This is a genomic window from Microbacterium sp., assembly GCF_047602155.1.
GTDB lineage: Bacteria > Actinomycetota > Actinomycetes > Actinomycetales > Microbacteriaceae > Microbacterium.
Window position 1 is genome coordinate 883,845 of the sequence record NZ_JASGHZ010000001.1, and the last position, 13,390, is coordinate 897,234.

General features: G+C 70.4%; 12 protein-coding genes. 4 read left to right on the top strand and 8 right to left on the bottom strand.

The genetic code is table 11. The annotated features are described in order from the left end of the window. Positions 1 to 2 precede the first annotated feature (2 nt). Positions 3 to 938, top strand: coding sequence for a LysR family transcriptional regulator (locus QM720_RS04180; protein ID WP_415124899.1), 936 nt, complete (start codon positions 3 to 5; stop codon positions 936 to 938). A 30-nt stretch (positions 939 to 968) separates the two neighbouring features. On the opposite strand, the gene QM720_RS04185 is transcribed toward QM720_RS04180, so the two are convergent. The 8 genes from QM720_RS04185 to QM720_RS04220 form a co-directional block, all read right to left on the bottom strand. Next, complete coding sequence (locus QM720_RS04185) at positions 969 to 1,412, bottom strand: PhzA/PhzB family protein (protein WP_415124900.1); 444 nt, start codon at positions 1,410 to 1,412, stop codon at positions 969 to 971. After that, complete coding sequence (locus QM720_RS04190) at positions 1,409 to 3,067, bottom strand: DUF5597 domain-containing protein (RefSeq protein WP_415124901.1); 1,659 nt, start codon at positions 3,065 to 3,067, stop codon at positions 1,409 to 1,411. The genes QM720_RS04185 and QM720_RS04190 overlap by 4 nt, the downstream gene beginning before the upstream one ends. Beyond that, positions 3,064 to 3,960 (bottom strand): nucleoside hydrolase, encoded by an 897-nt coding sequence (locus QM720_RS04195; protein WP_415124902.1) that lies wholly within the window; start codon positions 3,958 to 3,960, stop codon positions 3,064 to 3,066. Before QM720_RS04195 ends, QM720_RS04190 begins: the two co-directional genes overlap by 4 nt. Continuing rightward, a complete protein-coding gene (locus tag QM720_RS04200; RefSeq protein WP_415124903.1) occupies positions 3,957 to 4,865 on the bottom strand; it encodes an alpha/beta hydrolase in 909 nt (302 codons plus the stop codon). The genes QM720_RS04195 and QM720_RS04200 overlap by 4 nt, the downstream gene beginning before the upstream one ends. A gap of 2 nt (positions 4,866 to 4,867) precedes the next feature. After that, positions 4,868 to 6,343: a DUF6379 domain-containing protein gene (locus QM720_RS04205; RefSeq protein ID WP_415124904.1), complete on the bottom strand. Its 1,476-nt coding sequence runs from the start codon at positions 6,341 to 6,343 to the stop codon at positions 4,868 to 4,870. A gap of 10 nt (positions 6,344 to 6,353) precedes the next feature. Beyond that, positions 6,354 to 7,658, bottom strand: coding sequence for a DUF6379 domain-containing protein (locus tag QM720_RS04210; protein WP_415124905.1), 1,305 nt, complete (start codon positions 7,656 to 7,658; stop codon positions 6,354 to 6,356). Between the two features lie 108 nt (positions 7,659 to 7,766). Then, complete coding sequence (locus tag QM720_RS04215) at positions 7,767 to 8,897, bottom strand: FAD-dependent monooxygenase (protein ID WP_415124906.1); 1,131 nt, start codon at positions 8,895 to 8,897, stop codon at positions 7,767 to 7,769. Continuing rightward, the gene (locus QM720_RS04220) at positions 8,894 to 9,424 is read right to left on the bottom strand and encodes a PhzA/PhzB family protein (protein WP_415124907.1); all 531 of its coding nucleotides are present in this window, start codon (positions 9,422 to 9,424) and stop codon (positions 8,894 to 8,896) included. Before QM720_RS04220 ends, QM720_RS04215 begins: the two co-directional genes overlap by 4 nt. 116 nt (positions 9,425 to 9,540) lie before the next feature. Between QM720_RS04220 and QM720_RS04225 the strand changes: the two genes are divergently transcribed. From QM720_RS04225 to QM720_RS04235, 3 genes are all read left to right on the top strand, one after another. Further along, a complete protein-coding gene (locus QM720_RS04225) occupies positions 9,541 to 10,920 on the top strand; it encodes a helix-turn-helix domain-containing protein (protein WP_415124908.1) in 1,380 nt (459 codons plus the stop codon). A gap of 44 nt (positions 10,921 to 10,964) precedes the next feature. Further along, the gene (purU, locus tag QM720_RS04230; RefSeq protein WP_415124909.1) at positions 10,965 to 11,843 is read left to right on the top strand and encodes a formyltetrahydrofolate deformylase; all 879 of its coding nucleotides are present in this window, start codon (positions 10,965 to 10,967) and stop codon (positions 11,841 to 11,843) included. Between the two features lie 325 nt (positions 11,844 to 12,168). After that, on the top strand, positions 12,169 to 13,368 hold the full coding sequence (locus tag QM720_RS04235) for an ATP-binding protein (RefSeq protein ID WP_415124910.1): 1,200 nt from the start codon (positions 12,169 to 12,171) through the stop codon (positions 13,366 to 13,368). The last annotated feature ends 22 nt before the right edge of the window (positions 13,369 to 13,390 follow it).

Consider the following 13,390-nt stretch of genomic DNA (forward strand, 5'->3'; position numbering starts at 1 on the left):
TCGTGACCGATCACGCCCTTCTCTCGCGCCTCGACCTCAACCTCCTCGTGGCGCTGGATGCGTTGCTCACGGAGCGCAGCGTCACGCGGGCCGCCGAACGCCTGCACCTCAGCCAACCCGCCCTCTCGGCGTCGCTCGCGCGGCTGCGCACGCACTTCAACGATCCGATCCTCGCGCGCCGCGGCAACACGTACGAGCTGACGCCGTTCGCCCTGCGCCTCACCGAGCACACCACGACCGCGCTCGATGCGGCGCACCGCGTCTTCGAGAGTCAGGCCACCTGGGAACCGGCCGAGTCGACGCGGGAGTTCCTCATCTACGGATCGGACTACGGCTTCACGACCATCGGGCGGACGGTGTCGGAGCTGGCCAAGCAGCGCGCCCCCGGCGTGCGATTCCGCTTCGCCCTGCACACTCCGCTCGTCGTGGAAGATGCCGCGAACCGGCTGCGCTCGGCGGACGCGATGGTCATCCCGCACGGCTTTCTCACCGAGCTCCCCTACGTCGACCTCTTCCCCGACCGGTGGGTCGGTGTCGTCGCCGCGGACAACGCGGCCGTCGGCGACGCCCTCACGATGGACAACATCAAGACGCTGCCGTGGGCGCTGCACTACCAGTCGCGGTCGGCCTTCACCTCGGCGGAGCGTCAGGTGCAGCAACTGGGCGTCGAGCCCCACGTCGAAGTCGTCGTCGAGAGCTTCCTGTCCCTTCCGCTGTTCATCGCCGGCACCGACCGCATCGGCTTCGTGCAGACGGCGCTGCTGCCGATCCTCACGAAGATCGGCGGACTGCGCGTGGTCGGGCTGCCCTTCGAGCCGACGCCGCTGACGAACGCCCTCTGGTGGCACCCCGCGCACGGGCGCGACCCCGAGCACGCCTGGATGCGCGAGCTCTTCGTCGAGGCCGGCCGAATCGTCGCCGAGCGCGCCGCGGCGTGAGCCGAACGCCGCCCGACCGGCGGCGGTCCGCTACTGCGCCTTCTGCTCCTGGCCGACGGTGGGCGCCTCGACGATGGGGTTGTACATCTCCATGTAGAGGCTGATCTTCCCGTCGGTGCACTCGTAGTACGTGTACATCTGTCCGTCGGTGACCTCGCCGTCGCCGAACGCGCCGCGGCACGTCACGTCACCCCAGAACCGGTCGGGGTACTGCGTCATGAAGATCTCGAACCGCGGGTAGCCCCAGATCGGGAAGTGCTCGACGGTGCGCTGGTTCCACAGCGGCAGCGGCGTCTTGTGCGGGGCGCCGGACTGCGTGAACGCCATGACGGCGAAACCGTCGTCGTGCAGCAGCGGCGCGCGGCCGATGTTGCGGTTCGGGCCCTCGAGGCGCATGAACCGTTCGATGAGCGCGAAGTTCTCCTGGCGGAGCTTGTCGGCCTCGGGGTCGAGCGGGAAGGAAGGGGTCGTCATCTCTGATCCTCTTTTCGGTGATGGTCTCCGGCGCCGCGCGGCCGCAGGAGGCGAATACGCACGGCGCCGATTCGGTCGGTGGGCAGCACGTCGAGCCGTTCGTCGCCGTTGAGGGCGCGCCCCGGCATCCAGCGGCCGCCCTCGAAGACGCCCTCGACGACGGAGTCGATCTCGACCGCATCGACTCCCCGGGCGTCGTCGGCGAAGAAATCGAACGCGAGACCCTCCCCGATCACGAGGAACTCGTCGTCGCTTTCGGCGACCACGAGCGCGAGCGGACGGGTGTCGTGCGGCACGAGCATGCGCGCCCCCGGGGAGGTCTCCGGCGGCAGGTCGGGTGCCGGCGGCAGGTCGGCGACACCGACGTCGCGCAGCATCCGGTCGAACAGGGCGCGCAGCCCGCGCGCCACGAGACGATACCCGCCGAGCACGAACTCGTGCGACTCGACCCCGGGTCCCAGCACGACCGCCGCCACCCGGCCCTCACGCTGGGCCACCGCCAGCGGCCCCTCGATCTGGGTGAGCAGCCGCAGCAACTGCGAGCTCTGCCCTCCGATCCGGGCGTCGTCCACGCCGAAGGCCGACCACCCGAGCGCACCGCGCCCGAGCGCCAGCACGGCGTCGCCGGCGCGCAGCCGGCACTCCGGAACGAACAGCGGATTGCCCTCGAACGCGTATGTCGCCACGACGGACGCCGCGTCGTCGACATAGATGTCGGGGCTGACCATCGCCAGCGCCGGCGCCGCGGCCCGCCACACGTCGAGCACCCGCGACGCGGGCCCGCCGCTGGGGTACTGCCCCGGATCGGGCTGACCCGGTTGCGGCCCGAGCCACGCGTTGGCGTAGAAGGGCACCGGCCACACCGCGGCGCCGCGGGTGGCGAGTTCCTGCGCGTGCGCCGCGAAACCCCACGCCATGAACACCTCGTCGGCGTCGGGGCCCTCGCCCAGCAGCTCGGCCCACGTGCCTGTGGCACGCGACCCCGCCGCGCGCCACAGGCGCCCGGCGAGCGAATCTGCGGCAGCGTCGCGGACGAAGGCGACGAACTCCTCCGGCGCCTCGGCCGCCCACACCGCCTCGGCCGCCGCAGACCGGTCGCGGCTGTCGGCGAGGATGCCGACCTCGTTCTCGATCTGCACCATCGCCACCCGGTCGCGCAGGTCGTGCCGCGCGATGGCGTCCAGCAGCGCCGCGAACGCGCGGGCGTCGGCCTCGCGCAGCTCGGACGAGAACACGCTGAGCACCGGCTTGGACGTGGCGCCCTCGTACGTGAAGGCGGGGCGGATGCGGCCGCTCACGCGGGCGCGGGGGAAGCGTTCGGGGTCGGCACGCACCCAGCGCGGCGCGTACGTCGAGCCGGCATTCTTGAACGCGCCGAACCACAGCAGCACGAGCCGCAGCTCGTTGCCCTCGGCCTCGACGAGCAACCGGTCGACGAGGGAGAAGTCGAAGACGCCCTCCTCCGGCTCGCTGAGGTCCCAGCACACCGGCGCGATGACGGTGTTGCCGCCGAGGGCGCGCACGTGCCGCAGCGCCGCGGCGATGGCCTCCGGGCTCGAGGACGTCGAGTTGTGCAACTGACCGCCCAGCAGCAGCACCGGCGCGCCGTCTCGCTGCAGCCCGCCGTCCACCATGCGCCAGCGGGGGGCGCTCATGCGTCGGGCCTTTCGCCGCGGGCGTGCAGGCGCAGGCGGGCGAAGAAGTCGCCGAAGATCAGCCGCGCGTCGACCGTGTCGTACAGCGTGAGCGGACGGGGCGACGGATGCGGTGCGTAGCGCCCCTCGTCGGTGATCCACGGCGCGGCGATCTCACGGAAGGTGCTCGACTCGGTCGACAGCGCCGTGATCATGACGGGCGGGCTGTCGCCCATGGGCCAGACGCCGCCGATCGCGATGGACTCGGGCGGGCTCGTGAACTGCCCGTAGAGCCAGACCCCGAAGGCGCCGGCGCCGTGCACCCCGTCTTCGAGCTCCGCGATCGACAGCGCGCACTGCCGGTAGACATGCTGCGGGATCTGAGTGATGCGCGCACGGCTCTCGTTGAACACGTACTGTGCCGCGGGCAGGTCGAGCATCAGGTTGTACTCCCACGCGCCGCCCGGATGGGCGCCGCCGCCGATCCAGATCAGTTCCATCCGGTCGGCGAGCGCGGGGTCTTCCCGAAGGGCGGAGGCGACGTGCGTGAGCGGCCCGCCGCAGGCGACGACCAGCGGCAACGGGTCGTCGCGCCGCGACTCGGCGAGGATGAGCCGTGCCCCGTCGGTGAGGGCGGCCAGCTCGGCGAAGCGCACCTGCACGTCGTCCGACACCGGCGGCGGATCGATGACGCCGAGCCGCCGCATCAGTTCGCGCGCGGCATCCCGCGCGGGGCTTCCTGCCGGGTACGGCAGCGCGCTCATCGCGATCGACGTGCAGGTGATGCCGCGGATGACGGCGGCGTCGGCGAGAAGGTGGTGCGCCAGCGCCAGCAGCCCGTCCGGGTCGCCCGCGAAGTCGTTGTCCACGATCACCCGGGTCTGCGCCGTCACGGGGATGCGGCGGTGGGTCATGTCCCCATCCATCTCGCCACCGCCTCGATCGTCGGCAGCGCGGTCGGGTCGGCCGGCTCGTTGATGTGCGCGTGGTCGGCGCCGGGCTCCAGGTGCAGGGTCGCCTGGACGCCGGCTCCCCGCAGTAGTTCGGCGAACGCGACGCCCGAGGGCTTCAGCCCGTCGAGCTCGCAGACGACGACGAGCGTGCGCGGGAAGCCCTCCCCCGAACCGAGGCCCGCGAACACGTGCGGGTCGGCCAGAGCCTCCACGGAGCCCGCGTAGTTGAGCGCGAGCTGCGTGGTGGGCGAGGCCGGGTCGGGGATCTGCCCCGGATGCGGGCCGTCAGGGTGCACGACCGGATAGACCAGCACGAGGCCCGCCGGAACCTCGCCGGCGCCGTCGCGCAGCCGTGCAGTCACCCCGGACGTCAGCGCGCCGCCGGCGCTGGCACCGCCGAGGTGGAGGGAACCGGCATCCACACCCAGCAGCTCCTGCGCGTGATCACCCGCGTACTGCCACGCCGCGATGACATCGTCGGAGGGCACGGGGTAGTGCACGTCGCCGAGGCACTTCGTGTAGTCGGCGGCGAGCACGGGGATGCCGCGGGAGGCGAGCTCCAGGGCGAACCAGTGCGACTCGGGCATGTCGAGGTAGCCGCCGATGAACGCACCGCCGTGCACCCAGACGAGGCCGCGCCCGGTCGGGGCTGCCGTCGCGTCGCGGTACGCGCGGGCGGGCTGCGGCCCGTGCGGGGTCTCGATCACAAGGTCGCGCGTCTGCACGTGCCGCAGCCGCGGGAACCGTCGCTGCAGCGACGCGGTGTCGATGTCGTTGCGCGGGTCGGCGGGCTCGCCGTGGTCGCGCAGCCACGCAAGCGCGTCTGCGAGAGGCAGGGCACGGATGTCGAACTCGGCGTCGGCCACGATCAGCCCGCCGGGAGCGACCGCATCGCGGCACGCACCAGGTCGTGCTGCCTGCGCACCAGAAGCAGCGGGTCGACCTCGCCGAGCTCGGCGAACGCGTGGCCCTCCCATTCGCTCGACCAGTACCCGCGATAACCGCCCTCGACGAACACGCGCACGAGTTCCGGATAGTCGATCGCCGGCTCCTGGCCGTGCTCGTCGATGTCGTAGAACTTCGCGTGCACGTGCAGGATCTGCGGCATGATGTCGGCCCACTCCCGCGGGTCGACATGCCCGTGCATGTTGAAGGCGAGATGCGCGAACGACCCCAGCCGCCCCGGATCGAAGTCGCGCCCGCGCAGGTAGGAGATGAACTCCTCCTGCTGCGCACGCATCGGGGCATCCGTCGCCCAGATGCGCTGCAGTTCCGTCAGCGCCTCTTGGTCGAGCCCGGCACGCGACAGTGCACGCAGCAGCGTCGGCGACATCGCCCGCATCGTCGCGGAGAAGTCGGCGACGAAGCCCAGCAGCGGCGAGTCGAGCTCGGCATACGTGTCGCGCACGCGCAGGATCGGCTCGGCGTTCGGCCCCATCGGCGCGTGGATCTCGTACGCCAGCTTCAGCTCCAGGCGCTCCGCCACCGGCAGCAGCCGGCGCAGCAACTCGGGTTTGGCCGATTGGATGCGCACGAGCGGGAAGCCGAGTCTCTTCGCGCCCTGGAACATGAGCTCACTGAACTCGAACTCCTCCTCCGGGGTCATGTCGCGGTCGCGGCGCTTGCCCATGTCGAGGTTCGCGCCGAACGAGCTGGCATCGAACCCGTGCCGATCGAACGCGGCCCGCCATCCCGCGACGAACTCGTCCGAGACCACGGGATACGTCGGCACCATCTGCGAGGCGACGATCTCGATGCCGGGCCCGATGCCGACCTCGGCCACCCGGTCGAGCAGCCCGTCGAAGTCGAACCAGCCGGCGCGGAACTCGGCGCTGGCCGAATACAGCGTGAGCCCGAGCCGGAAGGGGTCGGCATCCGTCGCCGCCGGGGCTTCCGGTACGTCCGCCGCCATCGCCGGCACGGGCGCCGGCCCGTCCACGGCGGTGAGCGTCAGCTCCTGATGCACGATGTTCGGCACGTAGACGCCGGGGCCGCCGTCCTGACCGGGCGCGATCTGCATGTACGGCAGCCGCAGCTCCCCGTGCACGACCACGTCGTGGGTCTCGCCGAGCGCGACCTGCACGTCGCGGCGGACGATCAGCAGCGGATGCTGCTGCAGGAACCACAGCACGTCGCTCTGCGCGCAAAGATCGGCGATCGCGTACCGCACGCCGCCGAGCTCGAACACGAGATCCTGCTCGGGCACCTCCTCGCCGTCGATCGTCACCCGCAGCGTCGACACCGACGACAGCCACAGGCTGCGATACCAGGGGACGGTCAGCGCGAGGGCGGCACCCTCCGGGTGCGCGCGCAGGCTGTCGCCCGCGATGAGTCCGTTCGGCATCCGTTCCCCCTCAGTCCAGGTCCGAAGCGATCTCGCGCATGAGCGAGTGCTGCCGGCGCACCTGCTCGAGCGAGCGCCACGGCAGCCGCTCGCCCTCGTACTCGCTGGAGAGGTAGCCGGTGTAGCCGGCATCCTTGAGCCCCTGCAGCACGGGACGCCACGGGATCTGCTGATCCACCCGGTTCTCGTCGATGTCGTGGAACTTCGCCTGCACGAACACGACGTACTTGCCGATGTCCTTCAGCTCGGCGGGGTCGACGCCGATGCCGTCGAGGAACGCCGGGCGCGTCTCCCGCGTCTCACCGGGGCGCAGCGGAATGGGTCGGTCCTGGAAGATGCCGGTGTCGATGAGCAGGCCGAAGTGCTTCGTGCCGGTGCGCTCGATGAGCCCGATGTAGTCGTCGACGACCTCGTGCTTGATGGGAGTCGGCGAGTGGATCTCGGGGCAGATGACGACATCGAGCTCGGAGGCCAGGTCGAGGCTGCGCTCGACCGCCTCGGTCCAGATCGGATGCGGGATGAGGTCGCTGGTGACGACGCCGATCTTCGGCCGCACGAACCGGAAGCCGAGCTGCCTGGCCAGACGGATGTCGCGCTGCAGTGCGGCGGCGCCCTGGGCGGCCGTCATGTCGCGACCGTGGATGCCGCTGGAGTGCAGGCGCGTGTCGATCCACGAACCGAAGTTGGTCGGCTCGAGCCGGTAGACCTCCAGCAGCCGGAACCACTCGTCGATCCACGCCGTGGAGGGGGTCGGATAGCCGGCGACGTGGCCTTCGCCGAGGATCTCGACACCGGTCGCGCCGACGTCGGCGATCGCGGCCAGGGCGGTGTCCAGGCCCAGCACGGTGTTGAAGTCGTGCGTGTAGCTGTACAGGCTCACGCCGTACTTGAAGGGTCCGCCGGCGCGCTCCGAGGTGAGCGTGACCCAGCGCGACGCGGGGGTGCGGCTGGGCTGGTGCTCGATGGGGATGTACGAGGCGCGCAGCAGGATCTCCACCGAGACCTCGTGCGTGCCGTCGGGCAGACCGCCGGGCAGCGGCACCGTGACGGTCGCCGCCTCCTCCAGCGGCCAGCGTACGTCGTCGCTGTCCCACAGCTCCTGCAGCGTGTAGGTGCGCCCGCCGAACGTCCACAGGGGGACGTCGTGCGGCACGTTCACGAGGTCGCCCACGCGCACCGAGATGCCGTCGATGAGCGAGGCGTACACACCGCGGTAGTTGGGGATGCGCACCCGCAACTGGAAGCCGGTGATCTCTCCGCCGGTGTGGACGTTGCGGAAGCCGGTGGACTGGATCAGGTCTCTTTCGAGAAGCATCGGTGCTCGCTCTCTGCTCGGATGTCGCCAGACTATCAGTCTTATGTCTACTTATGGCATAAGTAAGTCTGATACGCCCCTATCAAAGACTCTGATCCGCCGCCTCGCTCAGGGCTCCGTCCGCAGGAACTCCCAGAACCGCACGGCCTCGCCGGCATCCATCGGGCGCAGCGGCCGCCCCGCGACGGCATCCTCGTTCTCGGCCAGGCAGTTGCGCGTCGAGTACTCCACGACGCGGCGCACGCGCTCCACGCGCCGACGGCCGAAGGCCTCCAGCGCCTCGTCGACGCCGGCACGGCCGAGCTCGTCAGCCAGCACGAACGCATCTTCGATCGCCATCGCCGCGCCACTGGAGCCATGCGGCGGCATCGCGTGCACGGCGTCGCCGACGAGCACCAGCCGTCCGCGGCGCCAGGGGGCGTCCGGGGCGAGCGATTGGAACGGCGCGATGTGCACGTCGTCCCACGGCACCTCGGCGCGCAGCTGGTCGGCACCGGGAAAGGAGAACTCCGTCAGCACCTCGCGCAGTTCGTCGAGCACCTCCTGGCGGTCGGCGCGGGGCAGTCCCGGGCGCGGCAGCGTCAGGAATGCGTACACCGAGCCGTCTCCGAGCGGCCACAGGCCGATCTTGACGGCGCGCGGGCCGATGTACATCGTCCCGTGGTCCAGGCCCGGCAGCGCGTTCATCACCCAGCGCAGGCCCAACTGCTCCGGGTCGCGCGGGCGCTCGTCGATCACGATGCCGCGCAGGCGCGAGCCGATGCCGTCGGCGCCCACGACGAGGTCGTACCGCTGCGGGTCGCGGCCGTCGAAGCTCACGGTGGCGCCGCCGTCTTCCACGGTGACACCGGTGACGGCGACCCCGTGCACCACCTCGATCCCGTGCGCAGCCAGCGGCGCGGCCAGGGCGCGGGCGAGGCTCTCCCGGTCGACGATCACGTTGTCGGGGTACGGCTGCCCTTCCGGCGTCTGCCGGTCGACGCGGACGAGAGTCGTGCCGTCGGCGCTGCACATGTGCAGCGTCATGCTCGGCGCGCTCGCAGCGAGCACCGGCTCGATGACGTCGATCGCGGCCAGCGACCGCAGGGCGCACGACGACAGCCCCACGGCGACGCCGACCGGGCGCGGGTTCGGGTCGACGATGTCGATCTCGAAGCCGGGTCGCCGGGCGAGGGCATTGGCGACGGCGAAGCCGGCGATGCCGGCGCCCGCCACGAGCACGCGCACCGGGGCGCTCATGCGGCAGGAGTGGTGTCGGGGGTCCAGTCGGCCGGCTCGACCCAGTCCACCGGAGGCTTCCAATCGCCCAGCGGCGGCATCGGCACCACCTCGCCGGCGGCATCGGTCACCTGCGTGATCGCGTTCTGGAACTCCCGGAACTCCTTGATCTTCCCGTCCTCCAACAGGAAGTGGTGCAGATAGTGGTTCTTGTAATACACCGGCTCGTACCCCGGCTCGGGCGAAACGATCACTCCTTCGCCGTCGCATTCCACCCAGAACTGGTCCGGGAACTGCGTATCGAACACCTGCACGTTGCTCCACGCCCACTGGGTGAAGATCTGCATGTTGATCAGGAAGTTGTACTTCAACTCGTACTGCCCGCGCATGTCGATCGGGCGGCCCATCCCCGTCCACGGCAATACCTTGTACCCGTCGGCCGTGAACAACGACGCCCGCTCCAACCCGTGACAACGCAGGAAGTGCTCCACCGTCGCACGGTTGCGATCCTGCAGCACACGCTGCTCGTCGTTCAGAGGTTCGGTCATGGCGCATCCTTCGCATCGGCGGTCGGGGGGTGAACTCCTTCACGCTACGAACTCGGCGCCCACCCGGCGATGTCTGATCGACCATAGAATCACGCATGAGGAATGGAGCTTCAGCCATGTCAACAGGCGGCACGGATGCCGGCGAGCTCGCGATCGAGGATCTGGATCTGCTCCTGGAGACGATGGCGGGCCCCGACGGGATGCGCGGGCGCGCCGAGGCGCTTCCGCTGCTGTGCGAGAAGGCGGCCGACCTCCTCGACTGCGACGCGACGATGCTGCGCCTGGCCGACGCGGACGGCGCGGCGCTGCGCGTGGTCGCCGTGTCGAACCGCACGGGCGTGCTCACACCGGTGCATCTGGGCATCGCCCGCGGCGAGGTGCTCGCCCTCGCCGAGCCCGGCGCGCATGTGGTGCGTCGACGCTCCCTCGCGCCCAGCGTCGACGCTTTCCTCACCGGTGAGATCCAGTGGAACACGAACACGTCGGTGCGCGACGTGTTTCCGCTGGCGACGATGTGCGCGGCCCCGCTCGTGCGCCGTGGCATGTCGGTGGGCGTGATCGGCCTGTACTGGGCGCAGCCGCACGTGCCCGATGCGACCGAGACGCGCCTCATCCGCGTCGCGTCGCGCCTGGCCGCCCTCGTCGTCGAGGTCACCGGTGCGACCGACCTCGCCGCCGGTGCGCTCACCGCCGCACGCGCTGCGGCGGCGGAGCGCGCGGCGGTGGCAGAGGCGCTCGCTGCCGAGCTCGAGCGCCACGGCGCCGCACGGCACCTGACCGCGGCACGCCCGAACGCCCTGCACGTGCTGGCGCAACCGGATGCCGCAGCCATCGCCGTCGCGGACGCCGAGGACGTGCTGGGGATCGGCGACGACGGCGAGCACCAGCTCGTCGTGGCGGATTTCGCCGACGCGGACGCGGCGTTCGCCCAGGCCCGCACGCTGGCCGACGACCCGTTCCTGGGCCGCTGCGCGGTGGCGGCATCCGGCCTGCGCCTGTGGGCGCTCCCGCCGAGCGATGCCGACCTCGGACGGCTGCGCACGCGGCTGACGGGCGCCGCCGGACTCATCGGCGCCGGGTCGGCGGGGCCGGTGCGTCCGGGGCGGTTCGCCGAGGCGCTGCGTGACGCCGCCACCGCCGCGCGGCTGTCCGGCACCCGCGGCGGACGCCTCGTCGCGTTCGCGGAGGTCGGGTCGATCGTCGAGGCCACCGCGTCGATCCCCGAGGAGCAGGCGCGCGCGCTCGTGCGCGAGGTGCTCGGCCCCATCGAAGACTACGATCGGCGGCACGACGCCCGGCTGCTGACGACCCTCACGACCTACCTGTCGCTCAACGGCAGCGCGACCGGCACCGCGCGCGCCCTGAGTCTGCACGTGAACACGGTGAAGCAGCGCCTGGAGCGGATCGGCCGGCTGCTGGGCGCCGACGTGCGGGACTACTCCCTCGTCGCCCGGCTGCTGCTCGCGCTGGAGTGGCGCTCGATGCTGCGCGACTGAGGCGGGAATTGGCGCCGGCCCTGGGCGGGCGCGAGAATCGATCCATGCCCGCGCACAATCCCCACCTGCTGCCCGCCCACGCCTGCCTCATCGTGCACGGCAAGGACACCCCGGGGATCGTCGCGGCCGTGTCGGCCATGATCACCCGCATCGGGGGCAACATCGTCGCATTCGACCAGTACTCCGACGATCCGCGCGGCGGCGCGTACTTCCAGCGGGTCGTGTTCCACCGGCCCGACTTCGCCGCCGACCGGCCCGCCATCGAGGCCGAGATCGCCCGCACGCTGAAAGACTTCGAGCTGGAATGGTCGCTGACCGACCAGTCGGTGCCCAAACGCATGGCGATTCTCGCGTCGAAGCAGGACCACTGCCTGCTCGACCTGCTGTGGCGCCATCGCCGCGGCGACCTGCCGGTCACGATCCCGATGGTGATCTCCAACCACACCACGACCGCCGAGGACGTGCGCAGCTTCGGCGTGCCGTTCTTCCACGTGCCGTCGGTGGCGGGGCCGGACAAGTCGGCATCCGAAGAAGAGATCCTGAAGCTCCTCGTCGGCAACGTCGACGTCGTCGTGCTGGCGCGCTACATGCAGATCCTGTCGCCGGCGTTCCTGGAGCGGCTCGGGGTGCCGGTGATCAACATCCACCACTCGTTCCTGCCCGCCTTCATCGGCGCCGAGCCGTACCGCAAGGCGAAGGAGCGCGGCGTCAAGCTCATCGGCGCGACGTCGCACTACGTGACCGGCGACCTCGACGAGGGGCCGATCATCGAACAGGACACGGTGCGCGTCACGCACGCCGAGTCGGCGGTCGAGCTCGCCCGTCGCGGCGCCGACGTCGAGCGGCAGGTGCTGTCGCGGGCCGTGCTGTGGCACGCGCAGGACCGCGTCATCCGGCACGGCAACCACACCATCGTGTTCTGACTCGCCGCGAGGTCGGCCCGGTTCGGCCCGAGTTTCACACGGCATCCAGACCCACTCTCCGCATCGAGACCCGCAACCGGAGCGCGGGTCTCGATGCGCTGCGGCGGTCTCGGCGAAACGAGGGCGGATGCCGGCAGCAACCGCGCCGCCGAAACCACGCTCCGCTCGCCGATACCCGGGGAGCGAATCCGCGACTTAATCTCAGCGAATCTACGACTTAATACCAGCGAACCTGCGACTTGACCTCAGCGAATCTACGAGTTGGATATAGTCTGACGACATGGAAGCGCTGATACCCCGCCATGCGCTCGCGTACTCTCGGGAGTTGCTCGACACGTTCACGACCGTCGTGGTGCAGGGTGCTCGGCAGGTCGGCAAGAGCACCTTCGCCGAGATGTTGGTGGCGGACCGCGATCATCTACGCGTGACGCTCGATGACGAGGAGATGCTGGCTGCGGCGGTCGACGATCCCCGCACCTTCATCGATCAAGCACGCGACGGCACACTCGTCATCGACGAGGTGCAGCGGGCACCGGGCCTGATCCTGCCGATCAAGGCATCCATCGACCGAAAACGCCGGCCGGGACGGTTCGTCTTGACGGGCTCGAGCGATCTTCTCCGGCTCACGAGAACTCCAGACAGTCTCGCCGGACGCGCCGTCACGGTGAATCTTCGGACTTTGAGCCAGGGCGAGATCCGCCTTCAACGCGACGACGTGCTCGGTCGCATCCATGCGAACCCGGACGTCACCGGATTCCACACCGCGACCGTCCGCGCCGACTACGCCGAGGCCATCGCCGCTGGTGGATACCCGGAGGTCTTGCCACTGAGTCCACGGCTGCGCGCCACGTGGTTCGATGGATACGTCGATCGACTGCTCGAGCGTGATCTGAGCGATGTCGCGCCCCGCGTCGACCCGGCTCGGGTGGCAAGCGTATTGCGGTTGATCGCCGCCAACCAGTCCGGCGAGCTCGTCAAGGCGCGCGTGGCGCGCGACGCGCACGTACCGGAATCGTCCGTCACGGGCTATCTCGATCTGCTCGAGACCATGTACCTCGTGGGGGTGCTCCGGCCGTGGACTCCCAATCTGACGAGCCGGGAGGCGTCGCGGCCGAAGACATATGTCACCGACCCCGGATTGGCGCTCAGGCTGGCGCGTGGCTCCGTGGAGCAGCTCGTCGCGCTGTCGAACCCGCACATCGGGCAAGCGATGGAGGGCTTCGTCCTCACCGAACTGCTGAAGCAGCGGGAGTGGAGCGCCCAGGAGTTCGAGTTGTTCCACTTCCGAGATCGCAATGGTCTGGAAGTGGATATCGTCGCGGAGTTCTTCGATGGTTCCGTCGTCGCGATGGAGGTGAAGGCGGGGAGCACCGCCCGGGCGGCGCAGTTCGCCGGGCTGAAAGCGCTGCGCGACCGGCTCGGCGATCGTTTCATCGGTGGGTATGTGCTGAACACGGCGCAGCAGAGCACCCCGTTCGGCGATCGGCTGTGGAGTCTGCCCGTCGCGGCGCTCTGGGAGCTCTGACGGCGGTCGCGGCATCCAGACC

Excerpts from the sequence above, each read along its gene's own strand:
- purU (WP_415124909.1), top strand. The coding sequence starts at position 10,965 with ATGCCCGCGCACAATCCCCACCTGCTGCCCGCCCACGCCTGCCTCATC.
- QM720_RS04210 (WP_415124905.1), bottom strand. The coding sequence starts at position 7,658 with ATGCTTCTCGAAAGAGACCTGATCCAGTCCACCGGCTTCCGCAACGTC.
- QM720_RS04225 (WP_415124908.1), top strand. The coding sequence starts at position 9,541 with ATGTCAACAGGCGGCACGGATGCCGGCGAGCTCGCGATCGAGGATCTG.
- QM720_RS04190 (WP_415124901.1), bottom strand. The coding sequence starts at position 3,067 with ATGAGCGCCCCCCGCTGGCGCATGGTGGACGGCGGGCTGCAGCGAGAC.
- QM720_RS04205 (WP_415124904.1), bottom strand. The coding sequence starts at position 6,343 with ATGCCGAACGGACTCATCGCGGGCGACAGCCTGCGCGCGCACCCGGAG.
- QM720_RS04215 (WP_415124906.1), bottom strand. The coding sequence starts at position 8,897 with ATGAGCGCCCCGGTGCGCGTGCTCGTGGCGGGCGCCGGCATCGCCGGC.
- QM720_RS04220 (WP_415124907.1), bottom strand. The coding sequence starts at position 9,424 with ATGACCGAACCTCTGAACGACGAGCAGCGTGTGCTGCAGGATCGCAAC.
- QM720_RS04195 (WP_415124902.1), bottom strand. The coding sequence starts at position 3,960 with ATGACCCACCGCCGCATCCCCGTGACGGCGCAGACCCGGGTGATCGTG.
- QM720_RS04185 (WP_415124900.1), bottom strand. The coding sequence starts at position 1,412 with ATGACGACCCCTTCCTTCCCGCTCGACCCCGAGGCCGACAAGCTCCGC.